Raw genomic sequence first — 18,687 nt, forward strand, 5'->3', positions numbered from 1 at the left:
CCCTCTTGACAACGCCTCCGACCCGACGGCAATCTTCCAATAAGCAGAAACTAACTTCCGCATCACGGAAATACTCGACACGGAAGGGAGCGCCGGGTCCATGGGATTCGCAGAGCAGCGCTTCAACGTCAACCTGTCGATCCTCTTCACGGAACTCCCGCTCCTGGAGCGCCCCGCGGCAGCCGCCGCGGCCGGCTTCACCGCGGTCGAGCTGTGGTGGCCCTGGATCGACACCCCCACGCCCGAGCAGTCGGAGCTCGACGCCCTGAAGCGGGCCGTCGAGGACGCCGGCGTCCAGCTCACTGGCCTGAACTTCTACGCCGGCGAGCTCCCGGGACCCGACCGGGGCGCCCTGTCGATCCCGGGCGAGGAGTCGGAGCGGTTCCGCGCCAACATCGACGTGGCCGCCGACTTCGCCGGATCACTGGGCGCCACGGCGCTCAACGCGCTCTACGGCAACCGCGTCGACGGCGTGGACCCGGCCGAGCAGGACGCGCTGGCGCTGGAGAACCTGGTCCTGGCGGCCCGCGCGGCCGACCGGATCGGCGCGGTCCTCCTGATCGAGGCCCTCAACAGGCCCGAGTCGCCCCGGTACCCGCTGGTGAGCGCACCGGCCGCGGTGGGGATCGTCGACAAGGTCAACGCGGCGAGCGGCCTCGGCAACGCCCGCTTCCTCATGGACCTCTACCACCTGTCCATGAACGGCGAGGACCTCCCGGCGGTGATCGAGGAGTTCACCCCGAAGACCGGGCACGTCCAGATCGCCGACAACCCCGGACGCGGCGCCCCCGGCACCGGGACGCTGCCGCTGGAGGAGCTGCTGGGCCTGCTGACCAAGGCCGGATACGACGGCTGGGTCGGCCTGGAGTACAAGCCCGGCGACCGCCCGAGTTCCGAGGCCTTCGACTGGCTCGCCCGCTGACCCCCCTTACACACCGAGAGGCACCCCCGACATGAGCAGTCTCCCCAAGATCGCCTGGATAGGCCTCGGCATCATGGGCTCCCCCATGTCCGAGAACCTGGTCAAGGCGGGTTACGACGTCACGGGCTACACCCTGGAGCAGGACAAGCTGGACCGGCTGGCCGCCGCCGGTGGCACCGCGGCCGCCTCGATCGCCGAGGCCGTGCGCGACGCCGATGTCATCATCACGATGGTGCCCGCGTCCCCGCAGGTCGAGGCCATCGCCTACGGCCCGGACGGCATCCTCGCCCACGCCCGCCCCGGCGCCCTGCTGATCGACATGTCCTCGATCACCCCGCAGACCTCGGTGGACCTCGCGAAGGCCGCCGCCGAGAAGGGCGTCCGGGTCCTGGACGCGCCCGTCTCCGGCGGTGAGGCCGGAGCGATCGAGGCCGTGCTGTCCATCATGGTCGGCGGCGAGCAGGCCGACTTCGACGAGGCCGAGCCGGTCTTCGAGGCGCTGGGCAAGACCATCGTGCTGTGCGGTCCGCACGGCTCGGGGCAGACCGTGAAGGCCGCGAACCAGCTGATCGTCGCCGTGAACATCCAGGCGTGCGCCGAGGCCGTGGTCTTCCTGGAGAAGTCGGGCGTGAACCTGAAGGCCGCGCTGGACGTCCTGAACGGCGGTCTCGCCGGCTCGACCGTGCTGACCCGCAAGAAGGACAACTTCCTCCAGCGCGACTTCAAGCCGGGCTTCCGGATCGACCTGCACCACAAGGACATGGGCATCGTCACCGACGCCGCCCGCACCGTCGGCGCGGCCCTGCCGGTCGGCGCCGTGGTCGCCCAACTGGTCGCGAGCCTCAGGGCACAGGGCGACGGCGGCCTGGACCACTCGGCGCTGCTGCGGGCCGTGGAGCGCCTGTCCGGCGCCCAGGTCTGACACCCCCTTAGACCCCGGGCGGCGCCCTCGCCGACATCTGTCCTGTCGCGCCCAGGCGGTGGCGCCGCCCGGTACCAACCTCTTGTGAGACTCCCTGCCCTGACGCACCGGCGACCCGGATGAGGGGTGGTCGCCCGGTGACGGGCGGGGCAGGGAACGGACCGCGGCGGTGTGCGAGCCAGTGCGGTGGTGAAGGCGCCGGGATCTTCTTCTTCGACCTGAGGGAAGGGGGTCTGCCGGTTCCGTCGCTACCGCCGCGGTCCCTGCGCGAGACATGGCATGTGCCGTGTCCCGCGCGTTTGTGCGTTCAGGTGCGTCGTGGCTGGTCGCGCAGTTCCCCGCGCCCCTGGGTGGGTGCAGCTAGACATGCTTTGACTGAACCCACTCAGGGGCGCGGGGAACTGCGCCACAAGCCCCCACCGAGCCGCAGCCGAACTCAAACCTCAAATCAACCTCTGAACACAGCTCAGGGGGCTTCAACTCACCCCCGCCCCGGGCACATTCTCATCACGTGAGGTTCGCCGGCACGGGGGCGGCGAGCCACACGACGGGGGACGGCTTCGGGGGAGCCGGGCACGGGAAAGGGCGGTCCGACCATCACGGTGGGACCGCCCTTCAGCCGTGCGCGGCTGTCAGACCTTCAGCGTCCTGATCGACGTCGGCGCGTGCGCCGGCTCCGTCGCGAGCTCCTCGAACTCCACCACGTTTCCGATGTCGTTGGTGGTGGACATCGCGATGTTGGTGACCCGCTCCAGGATCGCCTCGACGACGACCGGGACCTGGAACTCCGCGGCGAGCTTCTTCGCCTGCTCCAGCGCGGCTCCCAACTCCGCCGGGTCCGTCACCCGGATCGCCTTGCAGCCGAGGCCCTCGGCGACCTTCACATGGTCGACGCCGTAGACGCCCAGCTCCGGGGAGTTGACGTTCTCGAACTCCAGGTTGACCTGGAAGTCGATGTCGAAGGCGCGCTGGGCCTGGCGGATCAGGCCCAGGTAGGAGTTGTTCACCAGGACGTGGATGTACGGGATCCGGTGCTGCGCCCCGACGGCCAGCTCCTCGATCATGAACTGGAAGTCGTAGTCCCCGGAGAGCGCCACGACCTGTGCCTCCGGGTCGGCCTTGGCGACGCCCAGCGCGGCCGGGATCGTCCAGCCGAGGGGGCCCGCCTGACCGCAGTTGATCCAGTGCCGCGGCCGGAAGACGTGCAGCATCTGGGCGCCGGCGATCTGGGAGAGGCCGATCGTGGAGACGTACCGGGTCTCCGGGCCGAAGGCCTTGTTCATCTCCTCGTAGACGCGCTGCGGCTTGATGGGGATGTCGTCGAAGTGCGTACGGCGCTGGAGGGTCGCCTTCTTCTCCTGCGCGGACGCCGCCCAGGCACCGCGGTCGGGCAGCCTGCCCGCCGCCTTCAACTCCCGTGCCACCTCGACGAAGAGCGTCAGCGCGGCCTTGGCGTCGGAGGCGATGCCGTAGTCCGGGGCGAAGATCCGGCCGATCTGGGTGGGCTCGACGTCGACGTGGACGAACGTCCGGCCCGCCGTGTAGACGTCCAGTCTGCCGGTGTGGCGGTTGGCCCAGCGGTTGCCGATGCCGAGGACGAAGTCGGACTCCAGGAAGGTGGCGTTGCCGTAGCGGTGCGAGGTCTGGAGGCCCACCATGCCGGCGTTGAGCTCGTGGTCGTCGGGCAGCACGCCCCAGCCCATCAGGGTCGGGACGACCGGGGTGCCGGTCAACTCGGCGAACTCGACGAGGAGTTCGGCCGCGTCGGCGTTGATGACACCGCCGCCGGCGACGATCAGCGGACGCTCGGAGGCGTTCAGCATCCCGATCGCCTTCTCGATCTGCGCGCGGCTCGCCGCCGGCTTGTAGACCGGGAGCGGCTCGTACGTCTCCGGGTCGAACTCGATCTCGGTCAGCTGGACGTCGATCGGCAGGTCGATCAGGACCGGCCCCGGGCGACCGGAGCGCATCAGGTGGAAGGCCTGCTGGAAGACGCCGGGGACCTGGGCGGCCTCCAGGACGGTGACGGCCATCTTGGTCACCGGGCCCGCGATGGACGCGATGTCGACGGCCTGGAAGTCCTCCTTGTGGATCACGGCGGTCGGGGCCTGGCCCGTGATGCACAGGATCGGGATGGAGTCGCCGGTGGCGGAGTACAGCCCGGTGATCATGTCGGTGCCGGCGGGGCCCGAAGTGCCGATACAGACACCGATGTTGCCGGGGTGGGTCCTCGTGTACCCCTCGGCCATGTGCGAGGCGCCCTCGACATGGCGGGCGAGGGTGTGGTGGATGCCCCCGGACGCCTTGAGCGCGGCGTAGAAGGGGTTGATCGCCGCGCCGGGCACGCCGAACGCGTCCGTGACGCCTTCGCGTTTGAGGATCTCAACTGCCGCGCGGGCAGCGGTCATTCGAGCCATCGAGTACTCCTGCTTCGACTGCTTCAACTGTGTCGGCTGTCGGATGCGTACTCCCGTCGCGCCCCGCGGTGAGCACTTCCGCAGTACTTCCACAATGCGGAATCTATTTTCTACTATCTGGAAGCAATGTAGGTCGGTGGGTGAAGACCGTCAAGAGGCGGACAACGGGCCGGGTCCTGGAGGACGATGTGGCCATGTCCGAGAGCGTGCCGGTGCGCTGTCCGGCCTGTCGCCGGGAGCACCTCTACGCGGCGCCGACGTACCCGTGCGTGTGCGGCGCCCCGATCTCGCCACCGCTGGAGCCGGGGGCGCGTGCGGTGACGCATCAGGTGTGGGAAGAGGCCTGGGTCACCGTGGAGTGCGCGCTGTGCGGCCGCCGGTCGGAGTGGCCGCACCCGGAACTGGGGTGCGCGTGCGGGACGGTGCTGCGGATCGCGGTGACGGCGGACGTACCCGCTGCCGCGGAGAGTCCCGTCTCCGCGGGGAGTCCCGCACCCGCCGAGACCCCCACGGACAGGTCTCTCTCCGCAGGGAGGCCCACACCCTCCGAGATCCCCGCTGCTCCCCCGCGCCGCGCCTTCCAGCCCATCACGATCCGCACGGCGCGCGACGCGGTGACCGTGGCCGCGCTGTACCTGCGCTGGCTCGGCTACCAGGACATCCGGCGGGCGGACCAGCGCCCGCCGTCCGGCATCGGTCTCGCCGCGCGCGGCCTGCTCGCCCAGGTGGACCCGACGGTACGGCCCGCCTCACCGCGGGACGTGGAGTGCCTGTGGCTGACGGCCATGACGGAGTCCGCGCACTGCGTCTACTTCTCCCTGGCCGGCTACACCACGGAGGCCCGCGCCCGCGCGGACACCCTGGGAGTCCCCCTGTTCGTCCTGGACCTGACGGGCACCCCGCAGCCGGTGAACGCCCTGGCCGACGAGTTGGGCACCACCTGACCGGCCCGCCCTACCCCTCCCCGTACGCCTCCCGCAGCTCCACCTTCCGCACCTTGCCCGACACCGTCATCGGGAAGGCCTCCAGGATCCGCAGCCGGCTCGGGATCTTGTAGTGGGCCAGGCGGCCCTCGCAGAAGGCGCGCAGTTCCTCGAGGCTCGGCGGGGTCGCCGGGTCGCGGGGGATCACGCAGGCCAGCACCTCCTCGCCGTAGCGCTCGTGAGGGACGCCGACGACCTGGACGTCCGCGATCTTCGGGTGGCCGTAGAGGAACTCCTCGATCTCGCGCGGGTAGATGTTCTCGCCACCCCGGATGATCATGTCCTTGATGCGTCCGACGATCTCGACGTACCCGTCCTCACGCATCGTCGCCAGGTCACCGGTGTGCATCCAGCGCCCCGCGTCGACGGCCTCCGCGGTCTTCTCGGGCTCGTTCCAGTAACCGAGCATCACGCTGTAGCCCCGGGTGCACAACTCCCCCGCCGCGCCCCGGGGCTGGGTGACCCCGGTCGCCGGGTCCACGACCTTGACCTCGATGTGCGGCAGGACGCGGCCGACCGTGCCCGTGCGGTGTTCGAGGTCGTCGTCCCTGCGGGTCTGGAGCGAGACCGGGGAGGTCTCCGTCATGCCGTAGCAGATGGACACCTCCGCCATGTGCATCTCGGCGACCACTCGCTTCATCACCTCCACCGGACAGGGCGAGCCCGCCATGATCCCGGTGCGCAGCGAGGACAGGTCGTAGGACGCGAAGTCGGGGAGGTTCAGCTCCGCGATGAACATGGTCGGGACGCCGTAGAGCGAGGTGCAGCGCTCCTGCTGGACCGCGCGCAGGGTGGCCGCCGGGTCGAAGGACGGGGCCGGGATCACCATGCAGGCGCCGTGCGAGGTCGCCGCCAGGTTGCCCATCACCATGCCGAAGCAGTGGTAGAACGGCACCGGGATGCAGATCCGGTCCTGCTCGGTGTAGGCGATCAACTCACCCACGAAATAACCGTTGTTGAGGATGTTGTGGTGAGAGAGGGTGGCCCCCTTGGGGAAGCCCGTCGTGCCCGAGGTGTACTGGATGTTGATGGGGTCGTCGCAGGACAGCTCCGGGAACTCCGGTTCCGCGACGGCCCGTTCGAGCAGGGCCCGCCAGCTCGGGTCGCCGATGTAGACGACCTCCCGCAGCTCACGGCACCGGCCCCGCACTTCGTCGACCATCGCCCGGTAGTCGCTGCTCTTGTGGCTCAGCGAGGCGAACAGCAGGGAGATGCCCGCCTGGTTGAGGACGTACTCGACCTCGTGGGTGCGGTACGCCGGGTTGATGTTGACCATGATCGCGCCGATGCGGGCGGTGGCGTACTGGACCAGCGTCCACTCGGGGCAGTTGACCGCCCAGATGCCCACCCGGTCGCCCTTCACCACCCCGGCACCGAGCAGCGCCCGCGCCAGCTCGTCGACGTCGGAGCCGAACTGCGCGTAGGTCCACCGCCGTCCGGACGGCACGTCCACCAGGGCCTCACGGTCCGGCCAGGTGGCCACCGCCCGGTCGAGGTTGGCGCCGATGGTGTCGCCGAGCAGCGCGGTCGTGCTCACGCCGTGCGTGTACGAGTTCACCGGAAGTCCTCCTCACAGCTCACCGGAAGTCCCCCTCGCGGATTCACCGGAAGTCCTCCTCGCGGTACTCGGCGTCCGAGCCGGCGGCCGTGGCCTCCCGCAGCTCGATCCGGCGGATCTTTCCGGAGACGGTCTTCGGCAGGGCGCCGAACTCCAGCCGCCGGATCCGCTTGTAGGGCGCCAGCGTCTGACGGGAGTGCTCGAAGAGCACCTTGGCCGTGTCCGGGCCGGGCTCCCAGCCCGCCGCCAGCACCACGTACGCCTTCGGGACCGCGAGCCGCAGCTCGTCCGGCGCGGGCACCACGGCCGCCTCGGCCACCGCCTCGTGCTCCAGGAGCGCGCTCTCCAGCTCGAAGGGGCTGATCTTGTAGTCGGAGGCCTTGAACACGTCGTCGCTGCGACCGATGTAGGTCAGGTAGCCGTCCTCGTCCCGGGACGCGACGTCCCCGGTGCGGTAGTAGCCGCCGGCCATCGCCTCCGCCGTACGGTCCGGGTCGCCGTGGTAGCCGGTCATCAGGCCGACCGGCCGGGCCGACAGGTCCAGCGCGATCTCGCCCTCGGCCGCGCCGGGCGCGCCGGACACCGGGTCGAGGAGTTCCACCCTGTAGCCGGGGCTGGGGCGGCCCATGGAGCCGGTCTTCAGGACCTGTCCGGGGCTGTTGGAGACCTGCACGGCGGTCTCGGTCTGGCCGAAGCCGTCCCGGATGGTGATGCCCCAGGCCCGCCGGACCTGCTCGATCACCTCGGGGTTGAGCGGCTCGCCGGCCGCGACCACCTCCCGCGGCGGGGTGCGCAGCTGGGTCAGGTCGGCCTGGATGAGCATGCGCCAGACGGTCGGCGGGGCGCAGAAGGTGGTGACGCCCGCCCGGTCCATCTCGGCCATCAGACGGGCCGCGTCGAAGCGCGTGTAGTTGTGGATGAAGACGGTCGCCTCGGCGTTCCAGGGCGCGAACAGATTGGACCAGGCGTGCTTGGCCCAGCCGGGCGAGGAGATGTTCAGGTGCACGTCTCCGGGCTTGAGGCCGATCCAGTACATGGTCGCCAGGTGCCCGATCGGGTACGAGGTGTGCGTGTGCTCGACGAGCTTGGGCCGGGCCGTCGTCCCGGAGGTGAAGTAGAGCATCAGCGGGTCGTCGGAGAGGGTGGGGCCGTCGGGCAGGAACTCCGCGGAGGCCGCGTAGGCGTCCTCGTACGGCTGCCAGCCCTCCGGTACGCCGCCCACCGCGATGCGGGTGTAGTCGCCGGGCACGTCGTCGAACTTTCCGGTGTCCTCGGCCCGGACCAGCACGTGCCGCACCCGGCCGCGCTCGACGCGGTCCCGCAGGTCGGCGGGGCCGAGCAGCGGGGTCGCCGGGATGACGACGGCCCGCAGCTTCATCGCGGCGAGGGCCGTCTCCCACAGCTCGGTCTGGTTGCCCAGCATGACGAGAATGCGGTCCTCGGCCTCCACCCCGCGCTCGCGCAGCAGGTTGGCGACCCGGTCGGAGCGCTCGGCCATCTCGGCGAAGGAGAGCCGGACCTCGCCGCCGTCCTCCTCGACGATGTGCAGGGCGGTGCGGTCGTTGCCGCGCGCGATGACGTCGAACCAGTCGAGCGCCCAGTTGAAGTGCCGCGGGCGGGGCCAGTCGAAGCCCTCGTACGCGGTGGCGTAGTCCTCGCGGTGCGCCAGCAGGAAGTCCCGCGCCCCGCGGAAGTCCTCCGTAGCCGTCATCTCTCGTCCTCCTCGTCCCGGACCACTCGTCCCGGACTCCTCGTGCCGGACTGTTGCCGGGCGGCTCTCTGCCATCGTGTAATCCGTGATGTGGGTCTCACTACCCCCGAACGGGGGTGTGTGCCGCAGTGGAGGGACGAACAGGTGACAGTCGACGCGGCCGGTGCGGTGGAGATCCGGCGTGCACTTGTGCGGCTGCGGCGCACGACGGGCCTTCCGGTCGCCTTCGGGGGCCTGGTGGAGGCCGGCCGGCCGCGGATGCGGATCAGCGAACTGAGCGGCACGGCCACCACCTCGCTGCTGGCGCTCGCGGTGACCTCGGGCAACGGCCTGGGCGGCAAGACCGTGGCGCTGGCCCGCCCGTGCGCCGTGGCCGACTACTCCGTGTCCCGGCAGATCAGCCACGAGTACGACGCCGCGGTCGCCGCCGAGGGCCTGCGCTCGGTGCTCGCCGTGCCGGTGGTGGTACGGCGCCGGGTGCGGGGCGTGCTCTACGGCGCCCTGCGCGACGCCCGGCCGCTGGGCGACCGGACGATGGCGGCGGCGGTGGACGCGGCACGGGACGTCGAGCAGGCGCTGGTCGTCGGCGACGAGGCCAGGGACGTGCTGGCGGCGGCGCGGGCCGAGCCGCCGCCGGGCGACAGCTCCGGCTGGGAGCAGGTACGGGAGGCGCACGCGGCGCTGCGGGCGCTGGCCCCGCGGATCACCGACCCGGCGCTCAGGACCGAGCTGCTGGACGCGTGCGCCCTGCTGACTCCGGCGCCCGCGTCCCCGGCGGGGGTCGCGCTGGCCCCGCGCGAGCTGGACGTCCTGGCGTGTGTGGCGGCCGGTGCGACGAACGCCGTGGCGGCGGCCCGGCTGGGGGTGAGCGCCGAGACGGTCAAGGCGTACCTGAGGTCGGCCATGCGGAAGCTGTGCGCCCGTACCCGGGGCGAGGCGGTCGCGGCCGCGCGCCGGGCGGGGCTGCTCCCGTAACATTCGTAGACATCTCATTCAGGTGCGGGCGCTTTGAATTTCTTGATACGTAACCGGTTGTTATCTCCCTCACCGCATCTTCCCGCCGAATTCCGCAGCACCTTGCCTAATATTGGCCAGGACACGCCACAGGGAGGGGAGCGCTGCCCGTGCCAAGCGACTTCCAGGAGCCCGCGCGATGCCGCCCCGACCTGGTGATCGGACGGGACGACCTGTTCGCCCAGGCCCGTGACCGGCTGACCCGGGGCGGCAGCGTGCTGCTGCACGGCCCGGCCGGTATCGGGAAGTCGACCGTCCTGCGGGCCCTGGCCGCGGAATGCGGCGACGCGGCCCGCACCGTGCTGCGCTGCTCGGCCACCGAGTCCGAGTCCCACCTGCCCTTCCTGGCCCTGGCCGACCTCTTCGGCCTGGTCCTGGACGACATCTCCGACAAGCTGCCCGCCGCCCAGCGCACCGCCCTGGAGTCGGCGCTGACCGGCCGCGGCGAGTCCACCCTCCAGCGCGACGGTCTCGCGCTGCGCCTCGCGGTGCTGTCGGCGCTGCGCGCCCTCGCCGCCGAGGGACCCGTCCTGATCGTCGCCGACGACATGCAGTGGCTGGATCCCGCCAGTCTGGAGCTGCTCGGTTTCGCCGCCCGCCGGCTCGGCGACATCCCGGTGCGGATGCTGTGCGCGGTCCGGACCGACGGTCCCGAGTACGACCACCATCTACGCGTGTTGCCCCCGGACAGCCTCGCCGTCCGCTTCAACCCCCTCACCCGTGCCCAGACCGCCGCGCTGCTCGACCACCGCGGCTACACCGGCCTCCAGCGCTCCACCGTCCGGGACATCCACCGCACCAGCGGCGGCAACCCGTTCTACGCCCTGGAGCTCGGCCGCGCGCTCACCGAGAGCCCGGTCCCGCCCCGCCCCGGCGACCCGCTGCCGGTGCCCACCTCGCTGCGGGCCCTGGTGCTGAGCCGCCTGGAGATGCTGTCCGAGGAGGCCCGCCGCACCCTGCTGGTGGCGAGCGCGGGCGCCCGCCCCACCCCGGCCCTGCTGCACGCGGCGGGCCGCGGGGACGCCGAGGCCGAGATGGCCCAGGCGGCCGCGCTGGGTCTGCTCGCCACGGAGGCCGAGGGTCCCGCCGTACGGTTCGCGCATCCGCTGATCTCGGCCGCCCTGTACGCGGAGGCGCCCGCGCAGGAGCGGCGGGAGGCGCACCGCGCGCTGTCCACGGCCGCCTCCGACCCGATCGAGCGCGCCCGCCACCTGGCCCTCGCCACCCACGGCACCGACCCGGAGGTGGCCGCCCGGCTCGCCGAGGCCGCGGCCCTGGCCCGGGACCGGGGCGCCCCCTCGATGGCCGCCTCGCTCGGGCTGCTGTCGGCCCGGCACACCCCGGCCGACAGCGTGCCCGCCCCGGACGTACGGCGGCTGACCGCGGCCGAGGACGCGATCACCGCCGGTGAGCTGGACCTCGCCCGGGACATCGCCCGGGACGTGCTGACCCGGGCCACCGTGCCGGCGGACCGGGTGCGGGCCTGGATCATCGTGATCGACACCGCGGGCCATGCCATGACCGAGGTCGACGCGGTCTTCCCGCAGGCGCTGGCCGACGCGGGCGACGACCCCGGGCTGCTCGCCCTGATCCGCTACCAGCTGGCCTGGCGCGCCCTGCTGGTCGAGGGCGACTTCGACGAGGCACGCGGGGAGGCCGCGCGCTCGGCCGCGCTGGCCGCGCAGGGCGGCGACCGGTACAACGAGCTGATGGCGCTGTCCTTCCAGGCCCAGATCGAGACCCTGATGGGCCACCCGGACGCCCCCGCGACGATCAAGCGCGCCCTCAAGGAGCCCCAGGACCCGCGCGTCTCCTGCCATCACAACGGCGCCGGGTACTCCCGCTTCCGCTGGCTGATCATGAGCGACCAGCTGCCCGAGGCCCGGGCCACGGTCACCGCACTGCTGCGGGAGGTCCGGCGGCGCGGCTCGGTCGAGAGCGAGGTGCACTTCCTGCGCGGGGTGGCCGAGACCGAGCTGCGCTCCGGGCACTGCGGGCGGGCGCTCGACCTGGCCCGGGAGAGCCTGATGATGGCCCGCGACACCGGGATCGGCGAGGTGGCCTCGGCCGTGCTCGCCTCCCTCGCGGAGGCCTCGGGCGGCAATGTCGAGCGGGCCCTGGAACTGGCCCGGGAGGCGGTCGACCACTCCGAGGAGAACGGCGACCAGATGTACGAGTCCCGGGGCCTGGCCGCCCTCGGGTACGCCCAGCTCGTCGCCGGGGACGCGGAGGGCGCGGTCCGCTCGCTGCGCCGGGTGCGCGAGCTGGAGCACGGCCTCGGCATCACCGACCCGGCGCGCGGCCGGTGGCAGGGCGACCTCGCCGAGGCCCTCGTACGGATCGGGGAGGTCGGGGAGGCGCAGGACGTCATCGACGTGACGCGGGTGAACGCGCTGCGGCTCGGCCGGGAGAGCGTGCTCGCGGTACTGGACCGGGCCGAGGCGCTGGTGCGGGCGGCGCGTGGTGAACACGACGCCGCGCTCGACCGGTTGACGTCGGTTCAGGACCGGCTCGCCAAGCTGGGCTACGGCCTGGAGGAGGCCCGCGCCGCGTTCGCACTGGCCCAGTTGCGCACCCGGCAACCCGGTCCCACGTCGTACGACGAGGCGGCCCGGCTCTTCCGGCGCTGCCGGGCGCTGCCCTGGCTGCGGCAGGTCGAGACGGCCGCGCTGACCCGGCCGGTGGAGCCGGCCGCTCCGCTGACGACCGCGCAGGACGGGCTGGACAGCCTCGAAGGGCTGGCCTCGATGGAGCGTCAGGTGGCGGCGCTGGTCATGGAGGGCGCCACCAACCGGGAGATAGCCGCGCGGCTGTTCATCAGTGTGAAGACGGTCGAGGCGACCCTCACCCGCGTCTACCGCAAGCTCGGGATCCGCTCGCGCGTGGACATCGTCCGGCTGGCGGCGGGACGCAGGTCGTAACCGAACGCCCCCTGTCACGGGCCCCGCTGAGGGCCGACCGAGGGTTTTCCCTGCCCAACTCCCTTAGGGGCTTCCCTCATTGGGAAGGGGAACTCCCGCGTTCTAGCTTATGAACGTGCCGCTCGCCCGGGCATACGGGGGTCGGTCCCGCGACCCCCGTGTACGACCCCCACACCCGCGCGACCCCCACCGGCAACCCTGAGGAGACTCACTGATGTTCGGTCTCACCCGTGCGAAGAAGGCCGGCGCCGTCGGCCTGGCGACGGCCGCTGCCGCCGCCACCGCGTTGCTCAGCGCCCCCACCGCTGTCGCCGCTCCCCAGCCCATCGTCGGCGGTACGACGACGACCACGACCGCCTACCCGTTCATGATGCAGATCACGGACGCCTCGCAGAACCAGTTCTGCGGTGGCACCCTGGTCTCCGCGACCAAGGTCGTCACCGCGGCCCACTGCATGGTCGGCGAGACCACCAGCAGCGTCAGAGTCGTCGGCGGCCGCACCTACCTCAACGGCACCAACGGCACGGTCAGCCGGGTCAGCAAGATCTGGATCAACCCGAGCTACACGGACGCCACCAACGGCGACGACGTGGCCGTGCTGACCCTGTCGACGTCGATGCCGTACACGAAGGCGTCGTACGTCTCCTCCTCCCAGACGAGCGTGTACGCGGCCGGCACCACGGCCCGCATCCTCGGCTGGGGCACCACCTCGTCGAACGGCAGCTCCTCCAACCAGCTGCGGACCGCGACCGTCCCGATCGTGTCCGACACCAGCTGCAAGAGCTCCTACGGTTCGGACTTCGTCCAGTCCGACATGGTTTGCGCCGGATACACCTCCGGCGGCACAGACACCTGCCAGGGCGACAGCGGCGGTCCCCTGCTCATCGGGGGCGTCCTGGCAGGGATCACTTCTTGGGGAGAGGGCTGCGCGCAGGCCGGCTACCCGGGTGTCTACACCCGGCTGACGACCTTCTCCAGCCTGGTGACCGCGCAGGTCAACTCGTAGTCCCCAGAGGTTTCCTGAGGGTTCCTCAGGTATGAAACCGGGGGCGTTGCGGGCCTCCACGAGCGGCCCGCAACGCCCCCTGTCCATGTCCTCTCCCCGCATGGGCAGGGGTCAGGGCTCTGGAGGCGGGCGGCGGTCGCCTGTTTCAATGACCGCCATGGTGTCCACGGACCGTGTCCTCGCCTTCGCCGCGATGTCCCTGCTGGTGATCGTCATCCCGGGGCCCAGCGTGCTGTTCGTGATCGGCCGCGCCCTGGCGCACGGCCGCCGGACCGCGGTGGCGACGGCCCTCGGCAACGTGTTCGGTTCCTACCTGCTCGTCGTGGCCGTGGCGATCGGGATCGGCTCGCTGGTGGAACGATCGGCGGCCGTCTACCTGACGGTGAAACTGGCGGGCGCCGCATACCTGGTCCTCCTCGGCGTCCAGGCCTTCCGGCACCGGGGCGAACTGAAGGCCTCGGCGATCACCGCCGAACCCGCGGGCCCTGCGCGGGGCGACCTGCGGACCGTGCTCGACGGCGCGCTGGTCGGCGTCACCAACCCGAAGGGCGTCGTCTTCTTCGCCGCCGTGCTCCCCCAGTTCGTGAACCACGCGGCGGGCCACGTCCCCGCCCAGATGCTGCTGCTCGGCCTGGTCCCCATCACCATCGGCCTGGTCACGGACACCCTGTGGGGTCTGACCGCGTCCGCCGCCCGCACCTGGTTCGCCCGATCCGACCGCCGCCTCTCCCTGATCGGCGGCGCGGGCGGCTTCACGATGATCGGTCTGGGGCTGACGGTGGCGGTGACGGGGCGGGACTGACCCACGGTTACTTCTGTACGACCGTCCCGAACCGGATGTCGTACGACGTCCCCGGATACAGCGTGGCGAGCATCCGCTGCCCCTCGGTCTCGACCTCCTGACGCTGGGCCCTGGTGAGCCGGCCGAAGGGCTCGACGACGAGGGTGTCCCCGTCGAGCTTCCACACGCCCGCGAGGAAGCCGTCGACGAGGAGGGTGCAGTAGGCCTGGTTGCCCTGCCAGCTGCGGCCCCAGTACTCCTTCGGCACCACGCGGGTGCGGTCGGCGTGGGAGAGCAGCAGGTTGTCGAACTCCGGCAGGAAGTGGGGCGGGGCCGGGGTGTCCTCGGCGGGACGGGGCGCGTCGGGGAGGTCGAAGAGCTCGACACCGTGCTCGTCACGGAACACACGCAGCTCGGGGCGGAGCCGTTCGAAGGCCTCGCGGAGCCGGGTGAGCCCGGCCCAGGTCTGCATGTCCTTGACGGAGGCGGGACCGAAGGCGGCGAGGTAGCGCAGGACGGTGGCGTCGGGGGCGGGGGTGGGGCGGGCGAGGGGCGCGTCGGTGGGCCGGTGTTCGGCCGGCGGAGCGGTGTCGGCGGGGCGGGTGGGCCGGAGTTCCGCCGGCGGAACCGCTTCGGTGAGCCGGTGTTCCCCCGGAGGCGCGGCTTCGGTGAGCCGGTGTTCCGCCTGCCGCGCGGTGTCGGCGGGGCGGCCGAGCCAGTGTTCCGCCGTGGTGAGGGCCACCTGGCCACTGCGGCCCCACAGTCCGCGAGGGGTGACCTGGACGAGCGGGAGCTTGCAGCGGGCGGCGACGGCCAGGGCCTGCGGGTCGGCGTCCGGCCACTCGACGAGGAGGGCCTCCCGCAGCTCCTTCATGGTGCGGGGCCGGCTCTCGACGAGGTCCCGGGCGAGCGCGGCGAGCCGGTCGAGGTCGACGCCGTCAAGTCCCTTGCGGAAGTGGGTGAGTTCGCGGTCCCGGGCGGGCTGGACCAGCGGCCGCAGGGTAAGGCAGTCCTCGGCGGTGTGGGTGTGGATGGTCGAGCGCATGGTGACGATCCGGACCACCTCGCGTTGGGCCATCAGCGCCGACAGCTCCTCGGGGGCGAACCCGTCGAGGCGGGCGGCGAGCGCGAAGTACGGGGGCTTGACGTTCTGGGCCTGGAGGCCGAGCAGATGCCCGACGGCGGCCTTCGCGGACATGCCGGACCGGCGCAGGAGGAGCTGTCGGTCGAGGGTCGCGCGGTTGAGGGCGCGGGTGCCGAGCACGGGGGCCGACGCGGTCGTCTTCGTCATGAGAAGCACGCTAGCGGCGCTTGCGGACAAGCTCTGTCCGCAACTCACGGCGTGGTGCACGGCGGGCCTCCTGGAATGTCATTTGCCCCGTATACCCTGCTCTGTGATCACGCCGACATCGGCTCGACCCGAGAGCGAGAGGCACACGATGTCCGAGCGACGCCCCCGCCCGGCAGGGAAGAAGTCCGCCTGGCGCCGCGCCCTGACCCCGCCCTCCGCGCCCCCGAGGACTCCGGCGCCCGAAGCGGAACCGACCACCCCCGAACCGGCCGAACCGGCGAGCATCGTCCAGGCGGCCCTGTACCGCGACGGCGTACGCGTGTCGTCCCCCGAAACCCTCGCGGACACCTTCCGGGAGCTGCGCGAACAGCCCTCCGGCATGGCGTGGATCGGCCTGGCCCGTCCTCCGGAGAGCGAACTCCTCTCGCTGGCGGAGGAGTTCGACCTGCACCCGCTGTCCGTCGAGGACGCGATGGAGGCCCACCAACGCCCGAAGCTGGAGCGCTACGGCGACACGCTCTTCGTCGTCCTGCGGGCGGCCCGCTACCTGGACGCACCGGAGGAGGTCGACTTCGGCGAGCTGCACGTGTTCGTGGGCCCGGACTTCGTCATCACGGTCCGGCACGGCGCGGCGCCCGACCTGTCGGCGGTACGCCACCGCATGGAGCAGACACCGGAGTTGCTGAGGCTGGGCCCCGAGGCCGTCCTGTACGCCATCCTGGACGCGGTGGTCGACGGCTACGCCCCGGTCGTCTCGGGCGTCCAGAACGACATCGACGAGATCGAGACGGAGGTCTTCCGGGGCGACCCGGAGGTCTCCCGCCGTATCTACGAACTCTCGCGCGAGATGGTGGAGTTCCAGCGCGCGACCCGCCCCCTGGTGGGCATGCTGCACGCCCTGATGGCGGGCTTCGCGAAGTACGGCACGGACGAGGAACTCCAGCGCTACCTGCGCGACGTGGCCGACCACGTCACCCACACCAGCGAACGGGTCGACGGCTTCCGCCAGGCCCTCACGGACATCCTCACGGTCAACGCGACCCTGGTCACGCAGCAACAGAACGCGGAGATGCGGGCGTTGGCGGAGGCGGGCTTCGAACAGAACGAGGAGATCAAGAAGATCTCCTCCTGGGCGGCGATCCTCTTCGCACCGACGCTGGTGGGAACCATCTACGGGATGAACTTCGAGCACATGCCGGAACTGCACTGGAGCTTCGGCTACCCCTTCGCCATCGGCCTGATGGGGGTGGTCTGCGTGAGTCTGTACGTCATCTTCAAGCGGCGGGACTGGCTCTGACGCCTGTGTCTGCCGGATCCAGCCACTCCCTGAGATCTTTTGCGACCCAATGCCGTGAATGCGAGCATTGAAGTGATGGTGGACGTACCGCCCCTTCCCACGCCCGGAGCCCGCGACGGGAGTTCGTGACCGGCTGCCGTGGCCCGTGCGTCCGGGCCTCCGCTTCTGGAGGACAGATGACGAACCCCACAGCGCCCCGGTACGGACAGGACGTTCCGGAAACCGTCTACGGCTATGTCTCCGCCCGCTCCCAGGGCGGGGTGCCGGTGACCCGGGCGACGGCCCTCTCCTCGGCCAGGCCGTTCCGCGCGGAGGGTGATGCCCTGGAGCGCGCCAAGGAGTACGCACGGACGGCGGGGCTGACCGTGACGGCCGAGAGCCGGCTGGGCTTCACCGTCGCCGGTACACCGGCCGCGTACGAACAGCTCACCAGCGGACGGATCGCCAGCTACGAGGTGGAGCAGCTGGGGCCCATGAACCGGGAGCGTTCGGTCACCCACCTCGACATCGTCGGCGACCGGCAACCGGACGCGCTCGGCATCGGCGCCGCACCCGGCGAGGACGCCATCGAGGCGGTGGCCCTGGAGCGTCCGCGCACGCCCATGCGTCTCCTTCCGGCCGACGCCAAGCCGCCGGACGTGGAGGCTTACCACCTCACACTCCCCGACGACGTCGCCGGCCTGCTCAACGCGACCCCGGCTCATGAGGCGGGGCACGAGGGGCGCGGGGTGGAGGTCGCCATGGTCGACACGGGACAGGCCGAGCACGCCTACTTCACCGCCCACGGCTATGACATCGCCCCGCCCGTAGCACTGGTGCCCGGCACCAGCCCCGCGGAGGACCCGGTCGGGCACGGCACGGGGGAATCGGCGAACATCTTCGCCGTGGCACCGGGCGCCCGGCTGCGCCCGTACCGCGCGAGCAACCGGCGAGGCGATCTCACGGCGGCCACGGCCGGCTTCCTGCGCGCCAAGGCCGACCGTCCGCACGTGCTCACCAACTCCTGGGGCGGGGACGGCGATTTCCCCCCGCTGGGTGGCCCCAGTCAGGCCGACATGATCTTCGCGCTGGAGATCCTGGACGCGGTGGAGCAGGGCATCGTGGTCGTCTTCTCGGCGGGCAACGGCCAGTTCGCCATCGAACCCCAGGTGCCCGGGGTGATCGCCGCGGGCGGAGTGTTCGCGGCGCAGGACGGCCGACTGCGCGCGTCGAACTACGCGAGCGGGTACGTCAGTCCCTGGATCGAGGGCGTTCGTGTGCCGACCGTGTGCGGTCTGGTGGGACTGCTCCCCCGGGCCCAGTACCTGATGCTGCCCGTGCCGCCCGGGTGCGCGATCGACGTCGACGAGAGCCTGCCGGACCCGCACGCCCCGGCGGACGACCCGGGCGACACCACCGGTCCGGGGGACGGCTGGGCCATGTTCTCGGGCACGTCCGCGGCGGCACCGCAGACGGCGGGAGCGGTGGCCGTACTCCTCGGGGCCCGTCCGGGGCTCACTCCCGCCCAGGTGACCAGGGCACTCACCGCGACCGCCACCGACGTCACGACCGGCACCAATCACCCGCGCTTCGGCAAGCGCGCCCACGTCGGCATCGACACGGCGACCGGCCCCGGGCTGGTCAACGTGAGCGCCGCGCTGGACCTCGTCCTCACCCAGGACCTCTGAAGGTGGGCGGCAAGACTCGGTGACGGGCTGCCGGCGCCGGGGGCGACTCCGTCGGACCCTGGTCATCTCCGCGGGCGACTCCGTCGGACCGTGGACGGGCGGCCTTGACCGGGTCCGCTCGTGACGGCAGGATGACCGACTGCGTGGCCTACGCCGAACCTCCGGCGACCGTCCCCAGCACGGTCTCCCCACGGAGG

General features: G+C 71.6%; 13 protein-coding genes. 9 read left to right on the forward strand and 4 right to left on the reverse strand.

The window, feature by feature from the left end; all coding sequences use genetic code 11:
* The first annotated feature begins 100 nt into the window (after positions 1-100).
* Positions 101-922 (forward strand): TIM barrel protein, encoded by an 822-nt coding sequence (locus tag AQJ54_RS16200; RefSeq protein WP_062021398.1) that lies wholly within the window; start codon positions 101-103, stop codon positions 920-922.
* Between the two features lie 31 nt (positions 923-953).
* Positions 954-1,844, forward strand: coding sequence for a 2-hydroxy-3-oxopropionate reductase (locus tag AQJ54_RS16205; protein ID WP_062021401.1), 891 nt, complete (start codon positions 954-956; stop codon positions 1,842-1,844).
* Positions 1,845-2,476: 632 nt separating this feature from the next.
* Here the strand turns inward: AQJ54_RS16205 and gcl are convergent.
* Positions 2,477-4,261 carry a glyoxylate carboligase gene (gcl, locus tag AQJ54_RS16210; RefSeq protein WP_062238014.1) on the reverse strand — a complete coding sequence of 595 codons (1,785 nt, stop codon included), beginning with the start codon at positions 4,259-4,261 and terminating at the stop codon, positions 2,477-2,479.
* A gap of 194 nt (positions 4,262-4,455) precedes the next feature.
* Here gcl and AQJ54_RS16215 point away from each other — a divergent pair, with 194 nt between their 5' ends.
* The gene (locus tag AQJ54_RS16215) at positions 4,456-5,205 is read left to right on the forward strand and encodes a hypothetical protein (RefSeq protein WP_062238675.1); all 750 of its coding nucleotides are present in this window, start codon (positions 4,456-4,458) and stop codon (positions 5,203-5,205) included.
* Positions 5,206-5,215: 10 nt separating this feature from the next.
* On the opposite strand, the gene AQJ54_RS16220 is transcribed toward AQJ54_RS16215, so the two are convergent.
* Together AQJ54_RS16220 and AQJ54_RS16225 are read right to left on the reverse strand one after the other, a co-directional pair.
* Positions 5,216-6,802: an AMP-binding protein gene (locus AQJ54_RS16220; RefSeq protein ID WP_062238016.1), complete on the reverse strand. Its 1,587-nt coding sequence runs from the start codon at positions 6,800-6,802 to the stop codon at positions 5,216-5,218.
* Between the two features lie 43 nt (positions 6,803-6,845).
* Entirely contained in the window at positions 6,846-8,513 is a 1,668-nt protein-coding gene (locus AQJ54_RS16225; protein ID WP_062021410.1) for an AMP-binding protein, read from the reverse strand.
* 144 nt (positions 8,514-8,657) lie between these two features.
* Here AQJ54_RS16225 and AQJ54_RS16230 point away from each other — a divergent pair, with 144 nt between their 5' ends.
* The 4 genes from AQJ54_RS16230 to AQJ54_RS16245 all read left to right on the forward strand — a co-directional run bounded on the left by AQJ54_RS16230 (position 8,658) and on the right by AQJ54_RS16245 (position 14,256).
* On the forward strand, positions 8,658-9,488 hold the full coding sequence (locus AQJ54_RS16230) for a helix-turn-helix transcriptional regulator (protein WP_062238018.1): 831 nt from the start codon (positions 8,658-8,660) through the stop codon (positions 9,486-9,488).
* Between the two features lie 143 nt (positions 9,489-9,631).
* Positions 9,632-12,448 (forward strand): helix-turn-helix transcriptional regulator, encoded by a 2,817-nt coding sequence (locus AQJ54_RS16235; RefSeq protein ID WP_062021416.1) that lies wholly within the window; start codon positions 9,632-9,634, stop codon positions 12,446-12,448.
* A 214-nt stretch (positions 12,449-12,662) separates the two neighbouring features.
* Positions 12,663-13,454, forward strand: coding sequence for a S1 family peptidase (locus AQJ54_RS16240; protein WP_030313416.1), 792 nt, complete (start codon positions 12,663-12,665; stop codon positions 13,452-13,454).
* A 157-nt stretch (positions 13,455-13,611) separates the two neighbouring features.
* A complete protein-coding gene (locus AQJ54_RS16245) occupies positions 13,612-14,256 on the forward strand; it encodes a LysE family translocator (protein ID WP_062238020.1) in 645 nt (214 codons plus the stop codon).
* A 7-nt stretch (positions 14,257-14,263) separates the two neighbouring features.
* Here AQJ54_RS16245 and AQJ54_RS16250 read toward each other — a convergent pair whose 3' ends face one another.
* Entirely contained in the window at positions 14,264-15,526 is a 1,263-nt protein-coding gene (locus AQJ54_RS16250) for a winged helix DNA-binding domain-containing protein (RefSeq protein ID WP_062238676.1), read from the reverse strand.
* A 148-nt stretch (positions 15,527-15,674) separates the two neighbouring features.
* Between AQJ54_RS16250 and AQJ54_RS16255 the strand changes: the two genes are divergently transcribed.
* Positions 15,675-16,823: a magnesium and cobalt transport protein CorA gene (locus tag AQJ54_RS16255; protein ID WP_211278543.1), complete on the forward strand. Its 1,149-nt coding sequence runs from the start codon at positions 15,675-15,677 to the stop codon at positions 16,821-16,823.
* Positions 16,824-16,999: 176 nt separating this feature from the next.
* On the forward strand, positions 17,000-18,490 hold the full coding sequence (locus tag AQJ54_RS16260; RefSeq protein ID WP_062238022.1) for a S8 family serine peptidase: 1,491 nt from the start codon (positions 17,000-17,002) through the stop codon (positions 18,488-18,490).
* Positions 18,491-18,687 lie beyond the last annotated feature (197 nt).

The organism is Streptomyces griseorubiginosus (assembly GCF_001514195.1).
Lineage (GTDB): Bacteria > Actinomycetota > Actinomycetes > Streptomycetales > Streptomycetaceae > Streptomyces > Streptomyces griseorubiginosus.